18 protein-coding genes and 1 tRNA gene are annotated in these 17,502 nt (G+C 72.3%); 5 read left to right on the forward strand and 14 right to left on the reverse strand.

Annotation, left to right across the window (positions count from 1 at the left end):
• The 4 genes from ACIQMV_RS14470 to ACIQMV_RS14485 form a co-directional block, all read right to left on the reverse strand.
• Positions 1 to 1,428: a hypothetical protein gene (locus tag ACIQMV_RS14470; protein ID WP_402592872.1), complete on the reverse strand. Its 1,428-nt coding sequence runs from the start codon at positions 1,426 to 1,428 to the stop codon at positions 1 to 3.
• A 74-nt stretch (positions 1,429 to 1,502) separates the two neighbouring features.
• Entirely contained in the window at positions 1,503 to 2,273 is a 771-nt protein-coding gene (locus tag ACIQMV_RS14475) for a DUF4097 family beta strand repeat-containing protein (protein WP_402592873.1), read from the reverse strand.
• 200 nt (positions 2,274 to 2,473) lie between these two features.
• A tRNA-Val gene (locus ACIQMV_RS14480) sits at positions 2,474 to 2,545 on the reverse strand.
• Between the two features lie 96 nt (positions 2,546 to 2,641).
• Positions 2,642 to 3,004 carry a hypothetical protein gene (locus ACIQMV_RS14485; RefSeq protein WP_402592874.1) on the reverse strand — a complete coding sequence of 121 codons (363 nt, stop codon included), beginning with the start codon at positions 3,002 to 3,004 and terminating at the stop codon, positions 2,642 to 2,644.
• 308 nt (positions 3,005 to 3,312) lie between these two features.
• Here ACIQMV_RS14485 and ACIQMV_RS14490 point away from each other — a divergent pair, with 308 nt between their 5' ends.
• The gene (locus ACIQMV_RS14490; RefSeq protein ID WP_398224246.1) at positions 3,313 to 3,543 is read left to right on the forward strand and encodes a DUF2277 domain-containing protein; all 231 of its coding nucleotides are present in this window, start codon (positions 3,313 to 3,315) and stop codon (positions 3,541 to 3,543) included.
• Positions 3,544 to 3,609: 66 nt separating this feature from the next.
• On the opposite strand, the gene ACIQMV_RS14495 is transcribed toward ACIQMV_RS14490, so the two are convergent.
• Both ACIQMV_RS14495 and ACIQMV_RS14500 read right to left on the reverse strand, forming a co-directional pair.
• A complete protein-coding gene (locus ACIQMV_RS14495) occupies positions 3,610 to 4,248 on the reverse strand; it encodes a DedA family protein (RefSeq protein ID WP_141361287.1) in 639 nt (212 codons plus the stop codon).
• 230 nt (positions 4,249 to 4,478) lie between these two features.
• Positions 4,479 to 5,132, reverse strand: a complete 654-nt coding sequence (locus tag ACIQMV_RS14500) for an HNH endonuclease family protein (RefSeq protein WP_141361289.1) — start codon at positions 5,130 to 5,132, stop codon at positions 4,479 to 4,481.
• Positions 5,133 to 5,566: 434 nt separating this feature from the next.
• Here ACIQMV_RS14500 and ACIQMV_RS14505 point away from each other — a divergent pair, with 434 nt between their 5' ends.
• Both ACIQMV_RS14505 and ACIQMV_RS14510 read left to right on the forward strand, forming a co-directional pair.
• Complete coding sequence (locus tag ACIQMV_RS14505) at positions 5,567 to 6,145, forward strand: TMEM165/GDT1 family protein (protein WP_402592875.1); 579 nt, start codon at positions 5,567 to 5,569, stop codon at positions 6,143 to 6,145.
• 253 nt (positions 6,146 to 6,398) lie between these two features.
• A complete protein-coding gene (locus ACIQMV_RS14510) occupies positions 6,399 to 7,058 on the forward strand; it encodes an HAD-IA family hydrolase (protein WP_141361293.1) in 660 nt (219 codons plus the stop codon).
• A gap of 208 nt (positions 7,059 to 7,266) precedes the next feature.
• Here the strand turns inward: ACIQMV_RS14510 and ACIQMV_RS14515 are convergent, their stop codons facing one another.
• The 4 genes from ACIQMV_RS14515 to ACIQMV_RS14530 form a co-directional block, all read right to left on the reverse strand.
• Positions 7,267 to 7,848, reverse strand: a complete 582-nt coding sequence (locus ACIQMV_RS14515; RefSeq protein ID WP_402592876.1) for a TlpA family protein disulfide reductase — start codon at positions 7,846 to 7,848, stop codon at positions 7,267 to 7,269.
• Positions 7,845 to 8,351 carry a hypothetical protein gene (locus ACIQMV_RS14520; RefSeq protein ID WP_402592877.1) on the reverse strand — a complete coding sequence of 169 codons (507 nt, stop codon included), beginning with the start codon at positions 8,349 to 8,351 and terminating at the stop codon, positions 7,845 to 7,847. Before ACIQMV_RS14520 ends, ACIQMV_RS14515 begins: the two co-directional genes overlap by 4 nt.
• Positions 8,352 to 8,460: 109 nt before the next feature.
• Entirely contained in the window at positions 8,461 to 8,829 is a 369-nt protein-coding gene (locus tag ACIQMV_RS14525; RefSeq protein WP_402592878.1) for a LuxR C-terminal-related transcriptional regulator, read from the reverse strand.
• Positions 8,830 to 9,088: 259 nt separating this feature from the next.
• On the reverse strand, positions 9,089 to 10,117 hold the full coding sequence (locus ACIQMV_RS14530; protein ID WP_402592879.1) for a peptidoglycan-binding protein: 1,029 nt from the start codon (positions 10,115 to 10,117) through the stop codon (positions 9,089 to 9,091).
• A gap of 882 nt (positions 10,118 to 10,999) precedes the next feature.
• Between ACIQMV_RS14530 and ACIQMV_RS14535 the strand changes: the two genes are divergently transcribed.
• A complete protein-coding gene (locus ACIQMV_RS14535) occupies positions 11,000 to 13,204 on the forward strand; it encodes an MDR family MFS transporter (protein WP_402592880.1) in 2,205 nt (734 codons plus the stop codon).
• A gap of 195 nt (positions 13,205 to 13,399) precedes the next feature.
• Here ACIQMV_RS14535 and ACIQMV_RS14540 read toward each other — a convergent pair whose 3' ends face one another.
• Both ACIQMV_RS14540 and ACIQMV_RS14545 read right to left on the reverse strand, forming a co-directional pair.
• The gene (locus ACIQMV_RS14540; RefSeq protein ID WP_402592881.1) at positions 13,400 to 13,900 is read right to left on the reverse strand and encodes a GNAT family N-acetyltransferase; all 501 of its coding nucleotides are present in this window, start codon (positions 13,898 to 13,900) and stop codon (positions 13,400 to 13,402) included.
• 97 nt (positions 13,901 to 13,997) lie between these two features.
• Positions 13,998 to 14,402 carry a DUF1992 domain-containing protein gene (locus ACIQMV_RS14545; RefSeq protein ID WP_402592882.1) on the reverse strand — a complete coding sequence of 135 codons (405 nt, stop codon included), beginning with the start codon at positions 14,400 to 14,402 and terminating at the stop codon, positions 13,998 to 14,000.
• Positions 14,403 to 14,502: 100 nt separating this feature from the next.
• Between ACIQMV_RS14545 and ACIQMV_RS14550 the strand changes: the two genes are divergently transcribed.
• A complete protein-coding gene (locus ACIQMV_RS14550; protein WP_402592883.1) occupies positions 14,503 to 14,895 on the forward strand; it encodes a hypothetical protein in 393 nt (130 codons plus the stop codon).
• A gap of 82 nt (positions 14,896 to 14,977) precedes the next feature.
• Here ACIQMV_RS14550 and ACIQMV_RS14555 read toward each other — a convergent pair whose 3' ends face one another.
• On the reverse strand, positions 14,978 to 15,649 hold the full coding sequence (locus ACIQMV_RS14555) for an O-methyltransferase (RefSeq protein WP_141361308.1): 672 nt from the start codon (positions 15,647 to 15,649) through the stop codon (positions 14,978 to 14,980).
• Between the two features lie 278 nt (positions 15,650 to 15,927).
• The gene (locus ACIQMV_RS14560) at positions 15,928 to 17,292 is read right to left on the reverse strand and encodes an MFS transporter (RefSeq protein WP_402592884.1); all 1,365 of its coding nucleotides are present in this window, start codon (positions 17,290 to 17,292) and stop codon (positions 15,928 to 15,930) included.
• Positions 17,293 to 17,502: the final 210 nt, after the last annotated feature.

The raw sequence follows: 17,502 nt of genomic DNA on the forward strand, positions 1-17,502 counted from the left end.
TCAGTGGCCGGCTCCCCGCTCCTCGCGGATCCGGGACACCACCGCGGCCACCGTCTGCCGGACCGCCTCGGTCTCCGTCAGGAAGTGCCAGTAGTCGGGATGGCGGCCCTCCAGCGTGGCCACCGCCCGCTCCAGCCGGCCCACCGCGTCGTCCAGCGGGCGGGCGTGCCGCGGATCCGGCGTCGTACGGCCCGACATGGCCAGCCGCTGCGCGTCCCGGATCGCGAACCGGGTCCGCTCGACCTCCGCCTGCGGGTCCTTCTGCACCGAATTCAGCCGCCGCAGCCGGTCCCCGGCGGCCGACACCGCCTCGTCGGTGGTGTTCAGCAGCGCCCGTACCGTCGACAGCAGCGCCGTCGCGTCCGGCCAGCGCTGGGCGTCCCGCGCGGACTGCGCCTCCCGCAGCTTCGCCTCCGCCTCCCGCACACTCCCGGCGGCCTGCTCCGGCACCTGTTGCAGGTCCTGCCAGCAGGCGACCGTGAACCGCCGCCGCAGCTCGCTGAGCACCGGCTCCACCTGCCCGGCGCGCGTACTCAGCGCCTGCGCCCGGGTGCGCAGCGACACCAGCCGGTGATCGATCTCGGCGGCCTGCTCCGGCAGCCGCACCGCGTCCGCCCGGATCGCCTCCGCCTCCCGCGCCACCCGCTCGGCGCGCTCCAGCGTCGGCTGCACGCCGTGCTGTCCCGCGCCCTGGTTGAGCCTGGTCAGCTCGGGGGAGAGGGCGGCGAGCCGGGCGGCCAGGTCGTCCGCCCTGAGCCCGGAGCCGCGGACGTCGTCGAGTGCGCCGGCGGCGGCGCTCAGGGCCTGCCGGGCCCGCTCCACGGAGGGCGCCACCCGCGCCAGTTGGGTCTCCGCCTTGCCGAGCAGCGGACCGAGGCCACTGCCGAAACGGTCCAGCTCCCTTTTGACGCCCAGCAGTTCGTCCTTGGCGGCGGTCAGGTCGACGCGCGCCCGGGAGGCCACGGAGGCCTCCAGGTCGTCACGGTCCAGGTCCTGGGCGTCGACGGCCTGGATGTAACGCTGACTGACCTCGTCGATGCGCCGTCCCAGCGCCTCGAAGGCGGCGACCGCGCGGCGGGCGTCCGGGGAGTCGTCGACGGCCGTGATCGTCTCGATCGAGATCCGCAGGTCGCGCTGTGCGCTGTCCAGCTCGTAGAAGGCGGCCGCGGCGGCGTCCTTGGCGGCCTGCGCCTCGGCCCGCTGGGTCTCGGCCCGCCCGCCGAACCAGCGCCGGGTGCCGCCGCCCGCGAAGGCGGCCGGCAGCGCGAGCAGGGCGAGCACCGGCAGGCCCATCAGTACGAGGACGTCACGGACGTCACGGACGTCACGGGCGGCCGAGGTGCGCGCCGGGCTCGGACAGGCGCTCCGAGGCCGGGGCCGTGCATACGGCGAGTGCGGCTGTGCGGGGGTCGCCGGTGTCGCCGTCACATCCCTCTCCCGTGCTGTGGTCCGCCATGCGTGCGGTCATTCTCCCATTCGCGGCGGACGAACACACGGGCCGGTCAGTCAGCCGTACGAACTGTGATCCTTCCGTCGCCGGTGGTCGCGGACACCACGTGGGAGCTGGCGTCGTTCCGGGGCACGGAGACGTCCACCGAGCCGTCGCCGGTCTTCGTCGTCACCCGGTACGCGGCGTGCGGCAGCACCACGCTGATGGAGCCGTCCCCGGAACGCGTCTCCACCCGGTCCGGCACGATGGCCAGTTCGAGGCGGACCGAGCCGTCGCCGGTGGTGGCCCGCACCCGGCGGGAGGAGACCTCCGCCCGTACGGTCCCGTCGCCGGAGCGCAGCTCCAGGGGCCCGGTGGAGTCGGTGACGTGCACGGATCCGTCGCCGGTACGGATGCTCAGCGCGTCCTTGAAACCGCGCGCCCGCACGCTGCCGTCGCCGTCCTCGACCTTCACGGCGATCCCGCGCGGGACCTCGATCCGGTGCTTGGCCGAGCAGTCGGCGACGAACCCCGAGCACTTCATCCGCAGCACCAGCCGGTCGTCCTTCATGGACCAGGTCACCCGCGGATCGTTCCCGACCAGCACGGACCCGCGGAACCAGCGGGTGACCTCCACGGTCCCCGGCTTCGCCGAACCGGCGGCGACGATCTCCAGCGCCGAGTCGTCCGAGTCCACGGTCAGGGTGTCTCCGCGCAGGGCGAAGGAGTGCCGCTCGGGGCTGGTGTCGTCCTCGGCGGAGCCCCCGCAGGCCGTGGCCGTGGCGACCAGGACCACGACGACACCGGCGACGGCGGCGACACGAGCGGGCACGGAACGGGACATGACGATCTCCCCCTGACGACGGACGACGAGCCCCCACGGCTCTGTGAAGACCGTAGAAAGAACCTCCGCCACGGAGAATCCGGCGGGCTACCGGACGGAGGGTGGGGTAAACCCCCGCAGCGCCGATCCGTTGACACGACGAAGGCCCAGGTCTCCGGGGTGTCACCCGTGGACCTGGGCCTTGGTCGTGCTGCAACCGGTGGGCGCGGACGGTTTCGAACCGCCGACATCCTGCTTGTAAGGCAGGCGCTCTACCCCTGAGCTACGCACCCGGACGAATGGACAGCCTACCTTGCCGGGGGAGCTGTCCCGCAAACTCGTTGCCCGGCCCTCGGCGTCCCGTGGCGCTGCCAGGAGCGAGGCGTGGGTCAGGCGGTCGAGGGCGGGCTCCCGTCCTCGATTTCCGGGGGCTCGTGGGTGTGTTTCAGGTGGCTGCGGGCGCTGACGCCGTCCGGGCCGGGCAGTTCCGACCAGTAGCGGTGGGTGCTGACGAACACCGCGAGTTCGTGCTCGCGGCGGCGGAGCTTTTCGACCGCGGCCTGCTCGTCCGGTGTCCAGCCCGGTGAGGCCGGCCGCTCCACCTTGCGCCAGCCGCCGTCGTCGCTGAACCCGTCCAGCGGCTCGACCGACCAGGGCAGCCGCTTGAGCAGGGCCGACAGCTCGGCCCGTACCTGGTGCAGCTCCTCCTGACCGGCGAGGAGGTCACTCGGGAAGTCATAGCGCGTAGGCACGCCGCAATGCTACGCCTGTTCGAATTTGGCCCGCGACCGCAATGCGGGGGGTTCATGTGTTCGACTTCGCTCCGGGTGGCGGGAGCGGCTTTCGAGCAGGGGCTCTCACGTAGCAACGCGGATGTCGGGGCCGGGGCACGGCCCGTACCGTCCCGGCCGTGGAGAACACCGTGAACACCCGCGCGTGGAACGCCGGCGCTGCTGGGCGTGCCGCACTGATGGATGCCGGCCCTCGGTCGGGTCGCCGCCCGAGGATGGTGCGGCGGGGTGCTTGCGCGGTGGGCGCGGGGCGTGCTGACACTGGGGGCATGTGCCGGAGCATCAAGACACTGCGCCCGCCCGTGTTGCCCGAGGAGGCGACCGAGGAGGAGATCCGTGCGGCCGCGTTGCAGTACGTGCGGAAGGTCTCGGGGTTCCGGGCGCCTGCCGCGCACAACCAGGAGGTCTTCGACCGGGCGGTCGACGTGATCGCGCAGGCCACGCAGGAGCTGCTGGCGGGGCTGGAAGTGCGGGGGCGGGCGGCGTCCAGGGCCGGGTGACGGCCGGGCGGGGCCGAGTGGCGGGTGACGGTGAGCGCCGGGTGCGGCGTCCGTCGCCGGACTTGCCTACGACGCCTCGGCCGGCTTCAGCGGGCGACGCATCAGGTACGCCGCTCCCGCGCCCGCCGCGAAGAGCGCCGCCACCGACACGCAGGTCGCCAGCCAGGCGGCGCCCAGCCAGCGGGTGCCGAAGTAGCCGAGGGCCACGCTGTAGGTGGCCCAGGACAGGCCCGCCAGCGCGGACCAGGGCAGGAACTCCCGGACCCGGCGGTGTGCCGCGCCGGCGCTGAAGGAGACCACCGAGCGGCCGGCCGGGGCGAAGCGGGCGAGGACCACCAGCGCGCCGCCGCCGCCCCGGGACAGGGCCGCGCCGAGCCGTTCCTGCGCCCTGCTCAGCCGCCGGGAGCGGGAGATCGCGCGGTCCAGGCGCTCGCCGCCCCGCCGGGCCAGACGGTAGGCGACGAGGTCACCCAGTACGGACGCCGTCGCCGCGCAGAGGGTCAGGGCCAGGATGTCGGGCACGTTCTGCGGGACGTGACCGGTCGCCGCGCCGGTGCCCGCGGCCGCCGCCGTGGCGGCCGTCACTATCAGCACGCCGCTGGGCAGGACCGGCAGGAACACATCCAGCAGTACGGACGCGGCCACCATGACGTAGATCCATGGAGTGCCGATGAGTGACCCCACCCTCGCCACACTCTCCAGCACCGAGAACTCCCCCCGTCACCCCCGTGAACCGCGGACCGTGCCGCGGTGTCGCGCGGGAGCGGCAGGAGCGGCCTTGAACAGCCATACAGCGTACGCCGAAGTGTGACAGAAGTTTCATTGGGGGTTGATGTGATTACCGAGGCCTCGGCGTCCGTCCGGCCGGTCTCCGTCGCCCCGTACGGCACGGCGGCGGTACGGGGCGACGGAGGCGGGTGGGGAGGGCCGGGGGATCAGCAGGCGGCGAGGTAGTTCTGGAGCGCGCTCTTCTCAGCCGTGTCGACGGAGAGGTTGTAGTAGTACTTCACCTGCACCCAGGCGCGGACGTAGGTGCAGTGGTAGGACGTCTGGGTCGGCATCCACTGCGCCGGGTCCTTGTCGCCCTTCGAGCGGTTGGAGCTGGCCGACACGGCGATCAGCTGGGGGCGGGTCAGGTCGTTGGCGAACGCCTGGCGCTGGGCGGTGGTCCACTTGCTCGCGCCGGAGTCCCAGGCCTCGGAGAGCGGAACGACGTGATCGATGTCGAGGCTGGAGGAGACGGTGAAGGTGACGCCGTCGTACGCCGACTTCCAGCTGCCGCTGACGGCCGCGCAGTTGGCGTCGGTGACGACGTTCGAGCCGTCCCGCTGGAGGACCGTCTCGCGGGTGTCGCACTTGCCGCTGATGGTGATCCAGTGCGGGAAGAGGGCGCGGTCGTAGCCGGTGTGGTTCGGCGTCGCGACGGTGAGCGAGGCGAGGTAGGTGCGGGCGGTGGCCGCGCTGACGGGGGTGGGGAGGGCGGCGGAGGCGGTCGGGCCGTTCAACAGGCCTATGGAGGCTATGAGTCCGGTGATCGCCGCGACTATGCTGAGTCGTTGACGCGCGTAGAGCTTGAACCTGCGGGACATGCGAACTCCCTTGGGGGTGAGGGGCGTTGGGTGCGAGCAGGGGGGGCGAGGGAATGCTCGCCGCGCAGTGTTGCGGGCGGGTGAGCGTGCGGTGAGAAGTTAGTGACGTGTGCATGACACGGCAAGGGGTGCGACTGGACTTGCTGTTCGCTGTGATGTGGATCTCGGTGCCGGGCGGGTCGCGCGGGCGGTCGCGTACGATGGGGGCGCGGAAGGGGAGTAGCTCTTCGCCGGACCGTCGACATACTGCTCAGCTCGGCTGAGCCGGCGCCCGGAGGCGGACCTCGTGAGCGAGGTCGGCCAGCGAGACCTTCGGTAAGCAGTGCACGCCCGTGCCGTACGGCACGGGGTGAACCGTGTGCTGCCCTGCCGAGGCGTCTTGTCGCACCAGTCGCAGCACTCTCGGCGGGGTGGCCCCGACCGATTGAGGAACAGTGATCACCTTCAGCGTCCTGGCGCTCGTCTTCGGCGTCGTCTTCCTCGCGGAGCTGCCGGACAAGACGGCACTCGCGGGGCTCGTCCTCGGTACGCGCTACCGGGCCTCGTACGTCTTCGCCGGCGTCGCCGCCGCGTTTCTGCTGCACGTGGTGCTGGCCGTGGCGGCCGGCAGCGTGCTGACGCTTCTGCCGCAGCGGATCGTGCACGCGCTGACGGGCGTGCTGTTCCTCGGTGGCGCGGCCATGCTGCTGCTGAAGAAGGACGACGGCGAGGAGGACGTCCGGCGGCCCGAGGACCAGTCCTTCTGGAAGGTCGCGGGGACGGGGTTCATGCTCATCCTGGTCGCGGAGTTCGGTGACCTCACGCAGATCATGACGGCGAACCTCGCCGCTCGTTACGACGATCCGCTGTCGGTGGGGCTGGGGGCGGTGCTGGCGCTGTGGGCGGTGGCGGGGCTGGGCATCGTGGGCGGCAAGGCGCTGATGCGGCGGGTGCCGCTGGCGTTGATCACGAAGGTCGCGGCGCTGCTGATGGCGGGGCTGGGGGCGTGGAGCCTGTGGGAGGCGGTGGCGTGACGGGGGTTTTGGTCAGGGGGTCCTGCCTTGGGGCCCCGCCCCGGATCCGGCGGCGGGGCTCTGCCCCTGCACCCCGCTTTGCCCGGCCGCTTCGGCCCCGGCTCCGGGGGTGTGGTGGCCAGATGCCCGGATGTTTTGTACCGTGGAGAAACAAAGTGGCTCCCGTCCGCTTTCCCTGACCGGTGGACGGGGCCGCCTTGTTTCTTCGGGGGCGTGCTCCCACGCCCCCTTTCGCTGTGTCTTGGAGTTGCCGATGACGGCCACCGCCGTGTTCACCGCCCGCGCCCTCCTGCTGGACATGGACGGCACCCTCGTCAATTCCGACGCCGTCGTCGAGCGGATCTGGCGCCGTTGGGCCGACAGCCACGGGCTGGACGGTGACGAGGTGATGAAGGTCGTCCACGGTCGGCAGGGGCACGCCTCGATGGCCCTGCTGCTGCCGGACCGGCCCGTGGAGCGGAACCTCGCCGAGAACGCGCGCATGCTCGCCGAGGAGACTTCGGACATGGACGGCGTGATCCCGATCCCGGGGGCGGCGGAGTTCCTCGCGGGGCTGCGCGAGGTGCCGCACGCCCTCGTGACCTCGGCCGACGTGGCCCTGTCCACGGCCCGGATGGCCGCCGCCGGCCTGTCCCTGCCCGACGTGCGCGTCACCGCCGAGTCCGTCGGGGCGAGCAAGCCCGATCCCGAGGGCTTCCTCAAGGGCGCCGCCGAACTGGGTGTCGCGCCCGCCGACTGCGTCGTCTTCGAGGACTCCGGGGCGGGCATTGCGGCGGGCCGCGCCGCGGGCATGCGGGTGATCGGTGTCGGTCCGCGTGCCGGGTTCCACCGGCCGGACGCGGTCGTGCGGGACCTGACAGAGGTGCGGGTCGAGGCCGTGGGCGACGGGAGCGTCCGGTTGCACGTGGCCTAGCTGGTGCCGCGGAAGGCAACGTTTGCCCCGTCGCGACGCCCGGCACGCTCCCCCCGGCTCTTCGAGCAGGGGTCCCCGGAGCACGCACCGGACGCCGCTCCTTCACGGGCAAACGTTGCCTGCCGCGGCACTGGGGGTCTTTCGTTCGGGATCAGCCCGGCACGGTCCGAACGAGAGACCCCAGGTGCGCTGTTCCGGCCGCGTGCCCTCAGGAAGGGTGCCCCGCGGCGGCCAGCAGCGGGGCGATGACCTTCTCGATCTGAGGCTCCGTCACCGGTCCCAAGCGAGTCGCCGCCACCTTTCCCGCCGGGTCGATGACGATCGTGAACGGGAGCGTCTGCGTGTTCACCAGGCCGTGCGGCAGCCTCAGGGCCTGCTTGCCCGCCGGATCGTGCAGGGACGGGTAGCCCGGACGGAACTCCCTCTGGAAGGCGAGTCCGTCGGCTCGGCTGCCGTCGTTGTCGAGCCCCAGTACCTGGACGCCGCGGCCGCCCCACTTCTCCTGGATCCTCTTCAACTCGGGCGCCTCCGCCCGGCAGGGACCGCACCAGGAGGCCCAGGCATTGACCAGTACGACCTTGCCCCGGTAGTCGGACAGGTGGATCTCGTCGCCCTCCAGCGAGGTGCCGGAGAAGTCGGGAGCGGCGGGGCGCTCGCCCTCCTTCAGAGCCCTGGTGAGTTGCTCCCCTGGTGTGGTGTCGCCGATCGGGTCCGGGGTCGAGCAGCCGACGAGGATCGCACAGGTGGCGACGACCACCACGGCCGCGTACGGGCGTCGGGTCGTCGTCATCGCCCGGTCGCGTCCCGTTGGTCGTCCCCGTCGTCCATGTGGTTCTTGTGGCCGCTGTGCGTCCCGTTCCGTCCGGCCCGGCTGAGAACGACCTCCAGGTGCCCCGTCCGCCACACGCACAGCAGCCACGCCGCGGGGAGTTGAAGCGTGAACAGCGCGTAGACCGCCATCATGGACGCGGTGTCCGCCGGGGCGTCGTCGCCGGCGGCCCACGCCGACAGCCCCGAGCAGGCCAGCAGCATCACCAGGTAGACGAATCCGTCGACCAGGACCACGCGCCAGCGCGGCAGCGCGGCCAGCAGACCCCTGGCCAGCGTCAGGGACGCGGTGGCAGCCACGACGAAGACCGCATTCCACGGGTCCCTCACCCAAAGGGAGGCCCACCCCCCGAGGCCGCTGCCGGAAGCGGCCGTCCACGCCAGGTCCACGGCCGCCCCGGTCAGCCAGGACAGGACTATGACGGTGAGCGCGTAGGACACGGCGCTGCGCCAGCTGACAGTCACGTCATTCCCCCTTTGGTCACGGGCCGCCCGCGCGGCGACGGCCCGCTTCACCGATCATTGTCCTCCCCGTGCCCCGACGACCGGGGCAGAGGCAGGGCAGGGGCCCCGGTCACGGGCCCCGGTCACGGGCCCCGGGGTCGGAGGCGGGGTCAGTAGGCGCGCCTGTTGTCGGCTCCGGCCCAGGCCGCGCCACCGTGCGCTCCGCGATCCCCAGCTCCCGGGCCAACTCCCGGTTGCCCAAGCCCGTCCCGAGCAGCAGAAGCACTTCCCGCTCCCACCCGGTCAGGCTCTCCAGCCTCCACACCCCGCACCCCGGGTTGTGTCCCGTGCGCCGGTACGAACAGGCTGGATTCACCACATCGGACCGTTTGGTCATGGCGGCCCTTCCTGACCCGGCTTCTCCCAGCAGACCCCCGTGGCCTGGTTGCGGCCGGGACCGATCCCGACCTCCCCATCGGTCACCCCGTGAGCACGCCATTACGGAGGCCCCAACCTTCCATTGGGCAAAGGGCGTTGCTCCTGGAATGGGCCCCTTGTGGCGGTGCCTGAACAGCGGCGTTGACGGGCGGAGTGTCCAGTGTCACCACCCGACCGGCCGACCGCGTCCGCCGGGGCGCAGGTGCCGCAGATCACACGCCGTCACCTCGGCAGGCAGGTGTGACGTGTCAGCCCGACAGCAGCCCGACCCAGCCGGATCGCCGGGTCGAGAATTACAGTCCGTCGACCGCACCCCAGGCTCAGGGCGCCGTCGTCTCCGACTCCAGGCGGGCCCTCGTCGCCGGTCCGTAGACCCCGAGTTCGTCGTCGGTGATACCGCGGGACCACTGGTACGCGCGCACGGACTTCTCCAGCCGGCGGCCGAAGACGCCGTCCGCCTTCCCCGGGTAGAGGAACAACTGGGCGAGCCGCGTCTGCAGTTCCGTCACCTCCGAGCCCTGGTCGCCGCGGCGCAGTACCGGGGCGGGGGCCGCCGGGGCGCTGGCGCGCATCGTCGTCGCGGTCTGCGTCGGCCCGTCCGGCTCCGACCCCGTGCCGGGAGCGTTCCCCTCCTGGGATCCGGACGGCGACGGCTCCGCCGCCCCCGTCCCCGACTCCGAGGCCGACGCGGACGGCGAGGCGTTCGCGCCGGGCGACGGCGGCTCGCTCGCCGTCGTCGGCGCCGACGACGCGTACGACGGCGCGGCGGCCGTCGGCGCGGATGCCGTGGGTGTCTCCACCCACACGTCCGGCACGCTCTCCCGCACCTGACGGGAGGCATGGTCCCGCTCCGGCGACTCGTAGGAGAACAGCCCGCTCGCGAACCCGGCCCCCGCCACGATCGTGGCCACGACCGCGCACGCGGCGAGTACGACGACGGGGCGGGTCCGCCGGCCGCCGCGGTGGCTGCCCGCCCGGCCCTTGGGGCTCTCGGTGCCGGCGGTCGGCTCCGGGGCGGTCGCCGGGTCCGCCTCCGTCGCCGGGTCGAACAGGCTCACGTCGGCCGCGCTCGGTGCGCCCGGTGGCGGTGCGAACAGGCCGGGTGGGGTGGTGCGGGTCGGCGGCTGCGCGGGGATGGCCCGCAGAGCCATCGTGGCCTCGGCGGGGGCGCCCTCTTGTGTCGTCGAGGGTTGGGTGGGGGCGCCCAGCTGTGTCGTCGACGGCTGGGTGGAGGTGTCCTGCTGTGACGGTGAGGACTCGGTGGGGGTGCCCTGCTGCCCTGTCGGCGTATCAGCGGGTGCGGTCTGCCGTGCCGACACGGCCTCCGCGGGGATGGCCCGCAGGGCCATCGTGGCCTCCGCGGGGGAGGCGGGCCGTGGCTGCTCACCGGTGGCTTCGGCGGCCCCGGCGGCCCCGGCGGTTCCAGGGATGGCCCCAGCGGCTCCCGTGACTCCGGAAGCCCCGGTGGCTCGGGCGGCCCTGGCATCTCCGGTGGCTCCAGCAACCCGGGCGTCTCCGACGGATCCGGCGCCCCCGGTGGTCCTGGCGTCTCCAGTGACTCCGGCGGTTCCGGTGGCCCTACCGACCTCGGCGGGTCCAGCGGCCACAGCGGCTCCGGCGACCCCGATCGCCCCGGAAGCCTCGGTGGCTCCGGTGGCTCCAGAGCTCTGAGCGTCTCCGACGGTTCCAGCGACCCCGGCGGCCCCGGCGGCTGCTGGGACCCCAACGACCCCGGCGGCTCCAGCGACTCCCATCGCCTCAGCGACCCCGGCGGCCCCTGCGACCGCGCCGCCCCCAGCCGGGGCGCCCCCCGGCATGGCGGTGCCCCCTGCCGGGGTGCCCCCCGCCGGAACGTCCCCAGTCAGCGCGCCGCTCTCCCTCGGCGTCTCCCCGATGTCCACGTACGGCCGAATCCGCAGTGGATTGAAGTCCTCCGCCGCCGCGGCTTCGGCCGTTCGGGCGTCGCGGAGAGCGTCGGACGCCCGGCTTCCGCAGGCGCAGGACGGGGTGTTGTCCGTGCCCCGGGGCACCCCGCATTCGGGGCAGGCATGCCCCTTCCGCTCTTCCACGCGTCGGTCCCCTCCCGTGCGAACTCCAAGGATTATGCAGATCGTCCACACACCTTCTCCCCGAAGGGCCCCCGGAATGGCGGCTTCCGGCAGGACTCAACAGGCCATAACGGGACACTCCGATGACGATGGAAGATGTCACGAGAGCGTCGGGAGGACTCCATGGCCGGCGATGGACACGGCAGGACCGGCATGACGGGGACGACGGGCGACGTCCCCGACGGCGACCGGCCGTCGTCGGCCGTGCCCGCGTCGCCGAATTCGCCGAAGTTGCCGCAGTCGCCGCCGCCCCCACAAGCCCCCCAGCCCCCGCCCGGCGACCCCGCGGCCCCGCCCGAGCAGGTGTCGGGCAACGTCCTCGTCTCGATCGGCGCGCTGCTCCTCGGCATGCTCCTGGCCGCGCTCGACCAGACCATCGTGTCGACCGCGCTGCCCACCATCGTCAGCGACCTCGGCGGCCTGGAGCATCTGTCCTGGGTGGTCACGGCGTATTTGCTGGCGTCGACCGCCGCGACTCCGCTGTGGGGCAAGCTCGGTGACCTGTACGGGCGCAAGAAGCTCTTCCAGGCCGCGATCGTGATCTTCCTGATCGGTTCCGCGCTGTGCGGCATGGCGCGGAACATGCCCGAGCTGATCGGGTTCCGGGCCTTGCAGGGCCTGGGCGGCGGCGGGCTGATCGTGCTGTCGATGGCGATCGTCGGCGATGTCGTCTCACCCCGCGAACGCGGCCGCTACCAGGGCCTGTTCGGTGCGGTGTTCGGCACGACCAGTGTGCTCGGGCCGCTGCTCGGCGGGCTGTTCACCCAGCACCTGAGCTGGCGCTGGGTGTTCTACGTCAACCTGCCCGTCGGCATGGTCGCCCTCGCCGTGATCGCGGCCGCCCTGCGCATCCCGCACCGGTCGCAGCGGCACGTCATCGACTACCGCGGCACCTTCCTCATCGCCTCGGTCGCCACCTGCCTGGTGCTGGTCGCCTCGCTCGGCGGCACCACCTGGGGCTGGGGTTCGCCGCAGATCATCGGACTGGTGGTGGTGGGCGTCGCACTCGTCCTCGCGTTCCTGGCCGTGGAGGGGAGGGCGGCCGAGCCGGTGCTGCCGCTCAAGCTGTTCCGCATCCGCACGTTCTCCCTCTCCGCGGTCATCAGCTTCATCGTCGGCTTCGCCATGTTCGGCGCGATGACCTACCTGCCGACGTTCCTCCAGGTCGTGCGGGGCATCTCGCCGACGCTGTCCGGTGTGCACATGCTCCCGATGGTGGTGGGCATGCTGTCGGCCTCCACCGGTTCCGGGCAGATCGTCAGCCGCACCGGCCGCTGGAAGGTGTTCCCCGTCGTGGGCACCGCCGTCACCGCGATCGGCCTGCTCCTGCTGCACCAGCTCGACGAGCACAGTTCGACGGCCGTGATGAGCGCCTGCTTCTTCGTCTTCGGCGTGGGCCTCGGTCTGGTCATGCAGGTGCTCGTCCTCATCGTGCAGAACGCCGTCAGCTACGAGGACCTCGGCGTCGCCACCTCCGGCGCCACCTTCTTCCGCTCCATCGGTGCCTCCTTCGGCGTGGCCATCTTCGGCACGGTCTTCGCCAGTCGGCTCGGCGAGAAACTGACCGCCGCCTTCACCGGCGTGCCGCTGCCGCCGGGGGTGTCGGCGAACGCCCTGGAGTCCGATCCGCGCGGCATCGCCGCCCTGCCGGCCACGCTGCGTCCGGTGGCCCTGCACGCGTACGCGTCCGCGATCACCGACGTCTTCCTCTACGCCGCCCCGGTCGCCCTCCTCGGCTTCGTGCTGGCCTGGTTCCTGAAGGAGGACCGGCTGCGCGGCTCGGTCACGGCCCCCGATGTGACGGAGACGTACGCGACCAACCCGGTCGAGCGGTCCTCGTACGACGAGGTGTGCCGGGCGCTGTCCGTGCTGGGCACCCGCGAGGGGCGGCGCGAGGTCTACCGGGAGATCACCGTGCGGGCGGGCTACGACCTCGACCCCGCGGCGAGCTGGCTGCTGCTGCGGATGAAGAAGTACGGCTGGGTGGAGCCCGCCCTGCTGGCCGAGCGCACCACCATCCCGCTGGGCGTGATCATCGGGGCCACCCGCCAGGTCGAGGAGCGGCATCTGGGTGAGCGTCGCGGCGTGGACCTCGTACTGACCGAGGGGGGCCTGGAGGCCGCCGAGCGTCTGGCGCACGCCCGGGAGGAGTCGCTCGCGGGGCTGCTCGGCGACTGGTGGGGGCCGGAACGGCCCACCGACCTGGTGCAGCTGGTGAAGGAGCTGACGGGGGAGTTGTGCGGGTCGGACCGGGAGCGGCCGGATCGGGAGCGCCCGGACCGGGAGTGGCCGCACGACGGCCGGACGCCGGCTCCCCGCCCGATGTGAGTCACCGGCCGGGGGTTCTCGGCCGCCGGCCCGGGTGCTCAGTCACTCGGCCTGGGCGCGCGGTCACCGGCCGGGGGTTCTCGGCTGCCGGCCTGGGCGCGCTGCCACCGGCCGAAGCCGGCTGCCACCGGCCGAAGGCGACAGTCACGGACCGGGGCCGGCAGCCACCAGCCGAAGCCGGTGGGGGACGGAGGCTCAGCGCAGCGGTTTGCCGAACCAGTGCTCGGCGTACGGGTCGTCGTTGTGTCGTCCGTTCTCCGTGTAGCCGAGCCGCGCGTACAGGGCGCGGGCCTCCACGAGGTCGCTGCGGGTGTCCAGGATCATCCGCCGGGCGCCGAGCGCGCGGGCGGCGTCCTCGGCCGCGGCGACCAGGAGGGCGGCGCCGCCCCTGCCCCGCATCTCCTCGCGCAGGAACACCCGGGTGAGTTCGGCTCGTTCCGCGTCCAGCAGCCGTACGCCCGCGGTGCCGGCCGGGGTGCCGTCGTACCGGGCGATGAGCAACTGCCCGGTGGGTGGGGCGAGTTCGGCGCCCGCGCCGGCGGCGATCTCCCGCTTCAGCTCGGCGGGGTCGGTGCGGCGCCCCTCGTGCAGCAGGTACCAGCGGTCGCTGACCTCCGTGTAGTACGCGCGCCACAGTGCCGCGGCCGCAGGGGAGTTGACGGGCTCGGGGGCGATGGTCCAGGTCACGACCGACATTGTGGGGACGCGGAGGGCGGCGGACGCAACCCGTTAAAGCGACTGCCGGACGTCCCGCGGGCCCACGGGACCGGGAGGCCTGCTCGGACGCCAGGACCTACCCGGCCGTCTCCCGCCGCCTCCGCCACTCCTGGACGACCTCCTCGACGTCGTACCGCTTCAGGCCGAGCGGTGGGCCCGGCGGCGGCTTCAGCATCATGTCGAGGATCCTGGTGTTGATGTCCGCGATGACGGCGCGGACGATCCGTTCCGAGGGGGCCGCGAGGGCCGCCGCGAGCGCGTCCTCGGCCTGCTTGCGCAGTGCGAGCGACGGCGGCAGGTAGGACAGGCCCTCGCGGGCCATCTTCCGTTTGACCCACCACAGCTCGTCGTACGTCATGTCGTCCGGCAGCGGCTTTCCCGCGCCCGGCAGGCGGTCGAACTCTCCGCGTCCCTGCGCGTCGCGGATCTGCTTGTCGACCCAGGAGCCGAACGCGACACCAGGTGGCTTTCGCTCGGTCATGGGTCCATTGTGCCGGACACGGCAGGGCCGGGCGCTTTATCATGCGGCGGCGGCCAGGCAATCCGGCCACCGCGCGAAGGACGTCTCAGGGGGAACCCACGTGCTCGAACTGACCATGGCCTCCGTCTCCGGGACGGACGCGGGCGCCACGGCCGGGATGCTCATGGCCGACGCTCCCAGCGAGCCGGGTGCCGCGCTGCGGGTGGGCCGGGACCCGGCCGTGTGCCGCCTGGTGACGCCCGACGACTGGCTGTTCGTCTCCCGGGTCCACCTGGACTTCCAGTGTGCGGCCGACGGCACCTGGCAGGTCACCTGGCTGCGCGGCTCCCAGCCGGAGCCGTCGTCCGAGGTCCGGCTGACCACGGGTGAGTACGTTCAGCCGCTCGCCTACGGCGGGACCGTCGCGCTGCCTCGGGGCGGATCCGGCGAGATCGTGGTGCAGGACCGTACGAGTCCGCGCAGCGTCAACGTCGGGTTCTTCCACGAGGTATGAGCACCGCGCGGGTGCCGGACGGGCGGCCGGTCACTCCGGCCGGCCACTTCGGCCGCTCACTCCGCCCGGTCATTTCGGCCGCTCACTCCAGCACCCGCGCCAGCGCGAAGCCGTCGTGGCCCTTGGTGCCGACCGTCTGGATCGCCGTGCCGTCCAGCCTGGGGTGCTCGGCGATGAGTTCGAGGGCGGCCCGGGTGCCGAGCACGCTCGGGTCGGTGCTGGTGGGGTCGGTGACATGGCCGCCGCGTACGACGTTGTCCAGGACGATCAGGCTGCCGGTGCGGGTCAGGCGCAGCGCCCACTCCACATAGTGGTGGTTGTTGGCCTTGTCGGCGTCGATGAAGACCAGGTCGAAGGGCGGCGGGTTCTCGTCGGCGAGCTGGGGCAGCGACTCCAGGGCCGGACCCACCCGCACCTCGGCGACCCGGTCCAGGCCGGCGCGCGCGATGTTGCGGCGGGCCACGTCGGCATGGCGCGGGTCGTACTCGAGGGAGACCAGCCGTCCGTCGGCGGGCAGCGCGCGGGCCAGCCAGATGGTGCTGTAGCCGCCGAGCGTGCCGATCTCCAGGATGGCGTGGGAGCCTTGGACCTGGGCGAGGAGGTGCAGCAGCTTGCCCTGGTTCGCGGTGACGTTGATGCGCGGCAGCCCCTCCGCGTCGCTGTCGCGCAGCGCGGCCTGAAGGGGTTCGTCCTCCGGGGAGAGCAGAGTGGAGAAGTAGGCGTCCACGTCGTCCCACAGCTGCGAGTCGCTCATGCACCAGGCCTTTCGTATGTCTAGTTAGATTCTCTAACTAGCCGGGCTAACGAATATAGCCGGGTGCGGTGGTGCTGTCAGGCAATGTCAGTCGTTCGGGGGCGGCCCGTGGGTCCGGGCGTCCGAGGGCCGTGACGGCCGCGGCCTTCGGAGTGCGACGGCAGCCGCCGGACCGCGACAGCGGCCGTCTTCGGGCCGCGACGGCACCGCCGCCCCCGGCAGGGGCCGGGGACGGCGGTGGGAAGTCAGGTGGGCCGGGCGGCCGGAACAGGAGGCTCTCAAGCCTCCACCGACGGCGCCGAGCCCGGCAGTGGCCGGCCCGCGGACTCCGCCATGAACCAGACCGCCGCGCCGCCGATCAGCGAGGCCGCCATCATGTAGTAGGCGGGCATCATCAGGTTGCCGGTCGCGCCGATCAGGGCGGTGACCACCAGCGGGGTCGTCCCGCCGAACAGCGAGACGGAGATGTTGAAGCCGATCGACAGCGAGCCGTAGCGGACCCGGGTCGGGAACAGCGCCGGCAGCGCGGACGGCATCGCGGCCGTGAAGCAGACCAGGAGCAGGCCCAGGGCGGCCATGCCCAGGCCCACCGCCGCCAGGCTGCCCTGGCGGATCAGCAGCAGTGCCGGGATCGACAGGAACAGGAAGCCCGCACAGCCGGCGGCGATCACCGGACGGCGTCCGACACGGTCGGTCAGCGCGCCCGCGAACGGCTGGACGATCATCATCAGGGCCATCACGCCGAGGACGACGATCAGGCCGTGCGTCTCGTCGTACTTGAGCACGCTGGTCAGATAGCTCGGCATGTACGACAGCAGCATGTAGTCGGTGACGTTGAAAACCAGGACCAGGCCCACGCACAGCAGCAGCGCCTTCCACTGGTCGGCGATCATCTCGCGCAGCGGCACCTTCGGGCGGTTCGACTCGCAGGCGGCGGCCTCGGCGGCGAACGCCGGGGTCTCCTCCAGGCGCATCCGCAGATAGAGGCCGATGATGCCCATGGGGCCCGCGATCAGGAACGGGATCCGCCAGCCCCAGGAGGTCATCTGGTCCGAGGACAGCAGGGCCGTCATCAGGGTGACCAGGCCCGCGCCGCCGATGTAACCGGCCAGGGTGCCGAACTCCAGCCAGCTGCCGAGGAAGCCGCGCCGCTTGTCCGGGGCGAACTCGGCGATGAAGGTGGACGCCCCCGCGTACTCGCCGCCGGTGGAGAACCCCTGCACCAGCCGGGCCGCGAGCAGCAGCAGCGGCGCTCCGACGCCGATCGTCGCGTAGGACGGGATGAGGCCGATCGCGAAGGTGCCCACGGCCATCATGATCATGGTGAAGGCCAGCACCTTCTGGCGGCCGACGCGGTCGCCCAGCGGGCCGAAGACCATGCCGCCGAGCGGGCGGACCAGGAAGGCCGCGGCGAAGGCGCCGAACGTGGAGAGCAACTGCGCCGTCGGGTTGCCCGAGGGGAAGAAGACCTTGCCCAGCGTCACCGCGATGTAGCTGTAGACACCGAAGTCGAACCACTCCATGGCGTTGCCCAGCGCGGCGGCCTTCACGGCGCGCCGGACGAGCGCCGGGTCGGTGACGGTGGTGTGGCGGCTCTTGGTGAGGGAGACGGCCCGGGGCGCGGTGACGGTGACAGCTGACAAGGCTTCGCTCGCCTGCCTTTCGACGGGGACAGGGACCCGGCCCGTGCGGCAGCGCTGACGCGGGGGCCGAAAGCAGCCCACCGGGGCAGGCCGAAAATCGACCATACGGTTACCTGTGTCCGTTACGCACCGTACGCGTGTCAATGCATACTGCACCTAAATGTTCTCTGTACAGGCGTTTAGTCCCTGCACGGACCGTGATTCCCGGCA

The sequence above is a fragment of the Streptomyces sp. NPDC091412 genome, from assembly GCF_044756885.1.
Classification (GTDB): Bacteria; Actinomycetota; Actinomycetes; order Streptomycetales; family Streptomycetaceae; genus Streptomyces.

Coding starts and splice junctions, on each gene's coding strand:
- ACIQMV_RS14490 (WP_398224246.1), top strand. CDS start 3,313: ATGTGCCGGAGCATCAAGACACTGCGCCCGCCCGTGTTGCCCGAGGAG.
- ACIQMV_RS14540 (WP_402592881.1), bottom strand. CDS start 13,900: ATGTCGGTCGTGACCTGGACCATCGCCCCCGAGCCCGTCAACTCCCCT.
- ACIQMV_RS14510 (WP_141361293.1), top strand. CDS start 6,399: ATGACGGCCACCGCCGTGTTCACCGCCCGCGCCCTCCTGCTGGACATG.
- ACIQMV_RS14545 (WP_402592882.1), bottom strand. CDS start 14,402: ATGACCGAGCGAAAGCCACCTGGTGTCGCGTTCGGCTCCTGGGTCGAC.
- ACIQMV_RS14500 (WP_141361289.1), bottom strand. CDS start 5,132: ATGTCCCGCAGGTTCAAGCTCTACGCGCGTCAACGACTCAGCATAGTC.
- ACIQMV_RS14525 (WP_402592878.1), bottom strand. CDS start 8,829: ATGGCGTGCTCACGGGGTGACCGATGGGGAGGTCGGGATCGGTCCCGG.
- ACIQMV_RS14475 (WP_402592873.1), bottom strand. CDS start 2,273: ATGTCCCGTTCCGTGCCCGCTCGTGTCGCCGCCGTCGCCGGTGTCGTC.
- ACIQMV_RS14530 (WP_402592879.1), bottom strand. CDS start 10,117: ATGGCCCTGCGGGCCATCCCCGCGGAGGCCGTGTCGGCACGGCAGACC.
- ACIQMV_RS14535 (WP_402592880.1), top strand. CDS start 11,000: ATGGCCGGCGATGGACACGGCAGGACCGGCATGACGGGGACGACGGGC.
- ACIQMV_RS14515 (WP_402592876.1), bottom strand. CDS start 7,848: ATGACGACGACCCGACGCCCGTACGCGGCCGTGGTGGTCGTCGCCACC.
- ACIQMV_RS14555 (WP_141361308.1), bottom strand. CDS start 15,649: ATGAGCGACTCGCAGCTGTGGGACGACGTGGACGCCTACTTCTCCACT.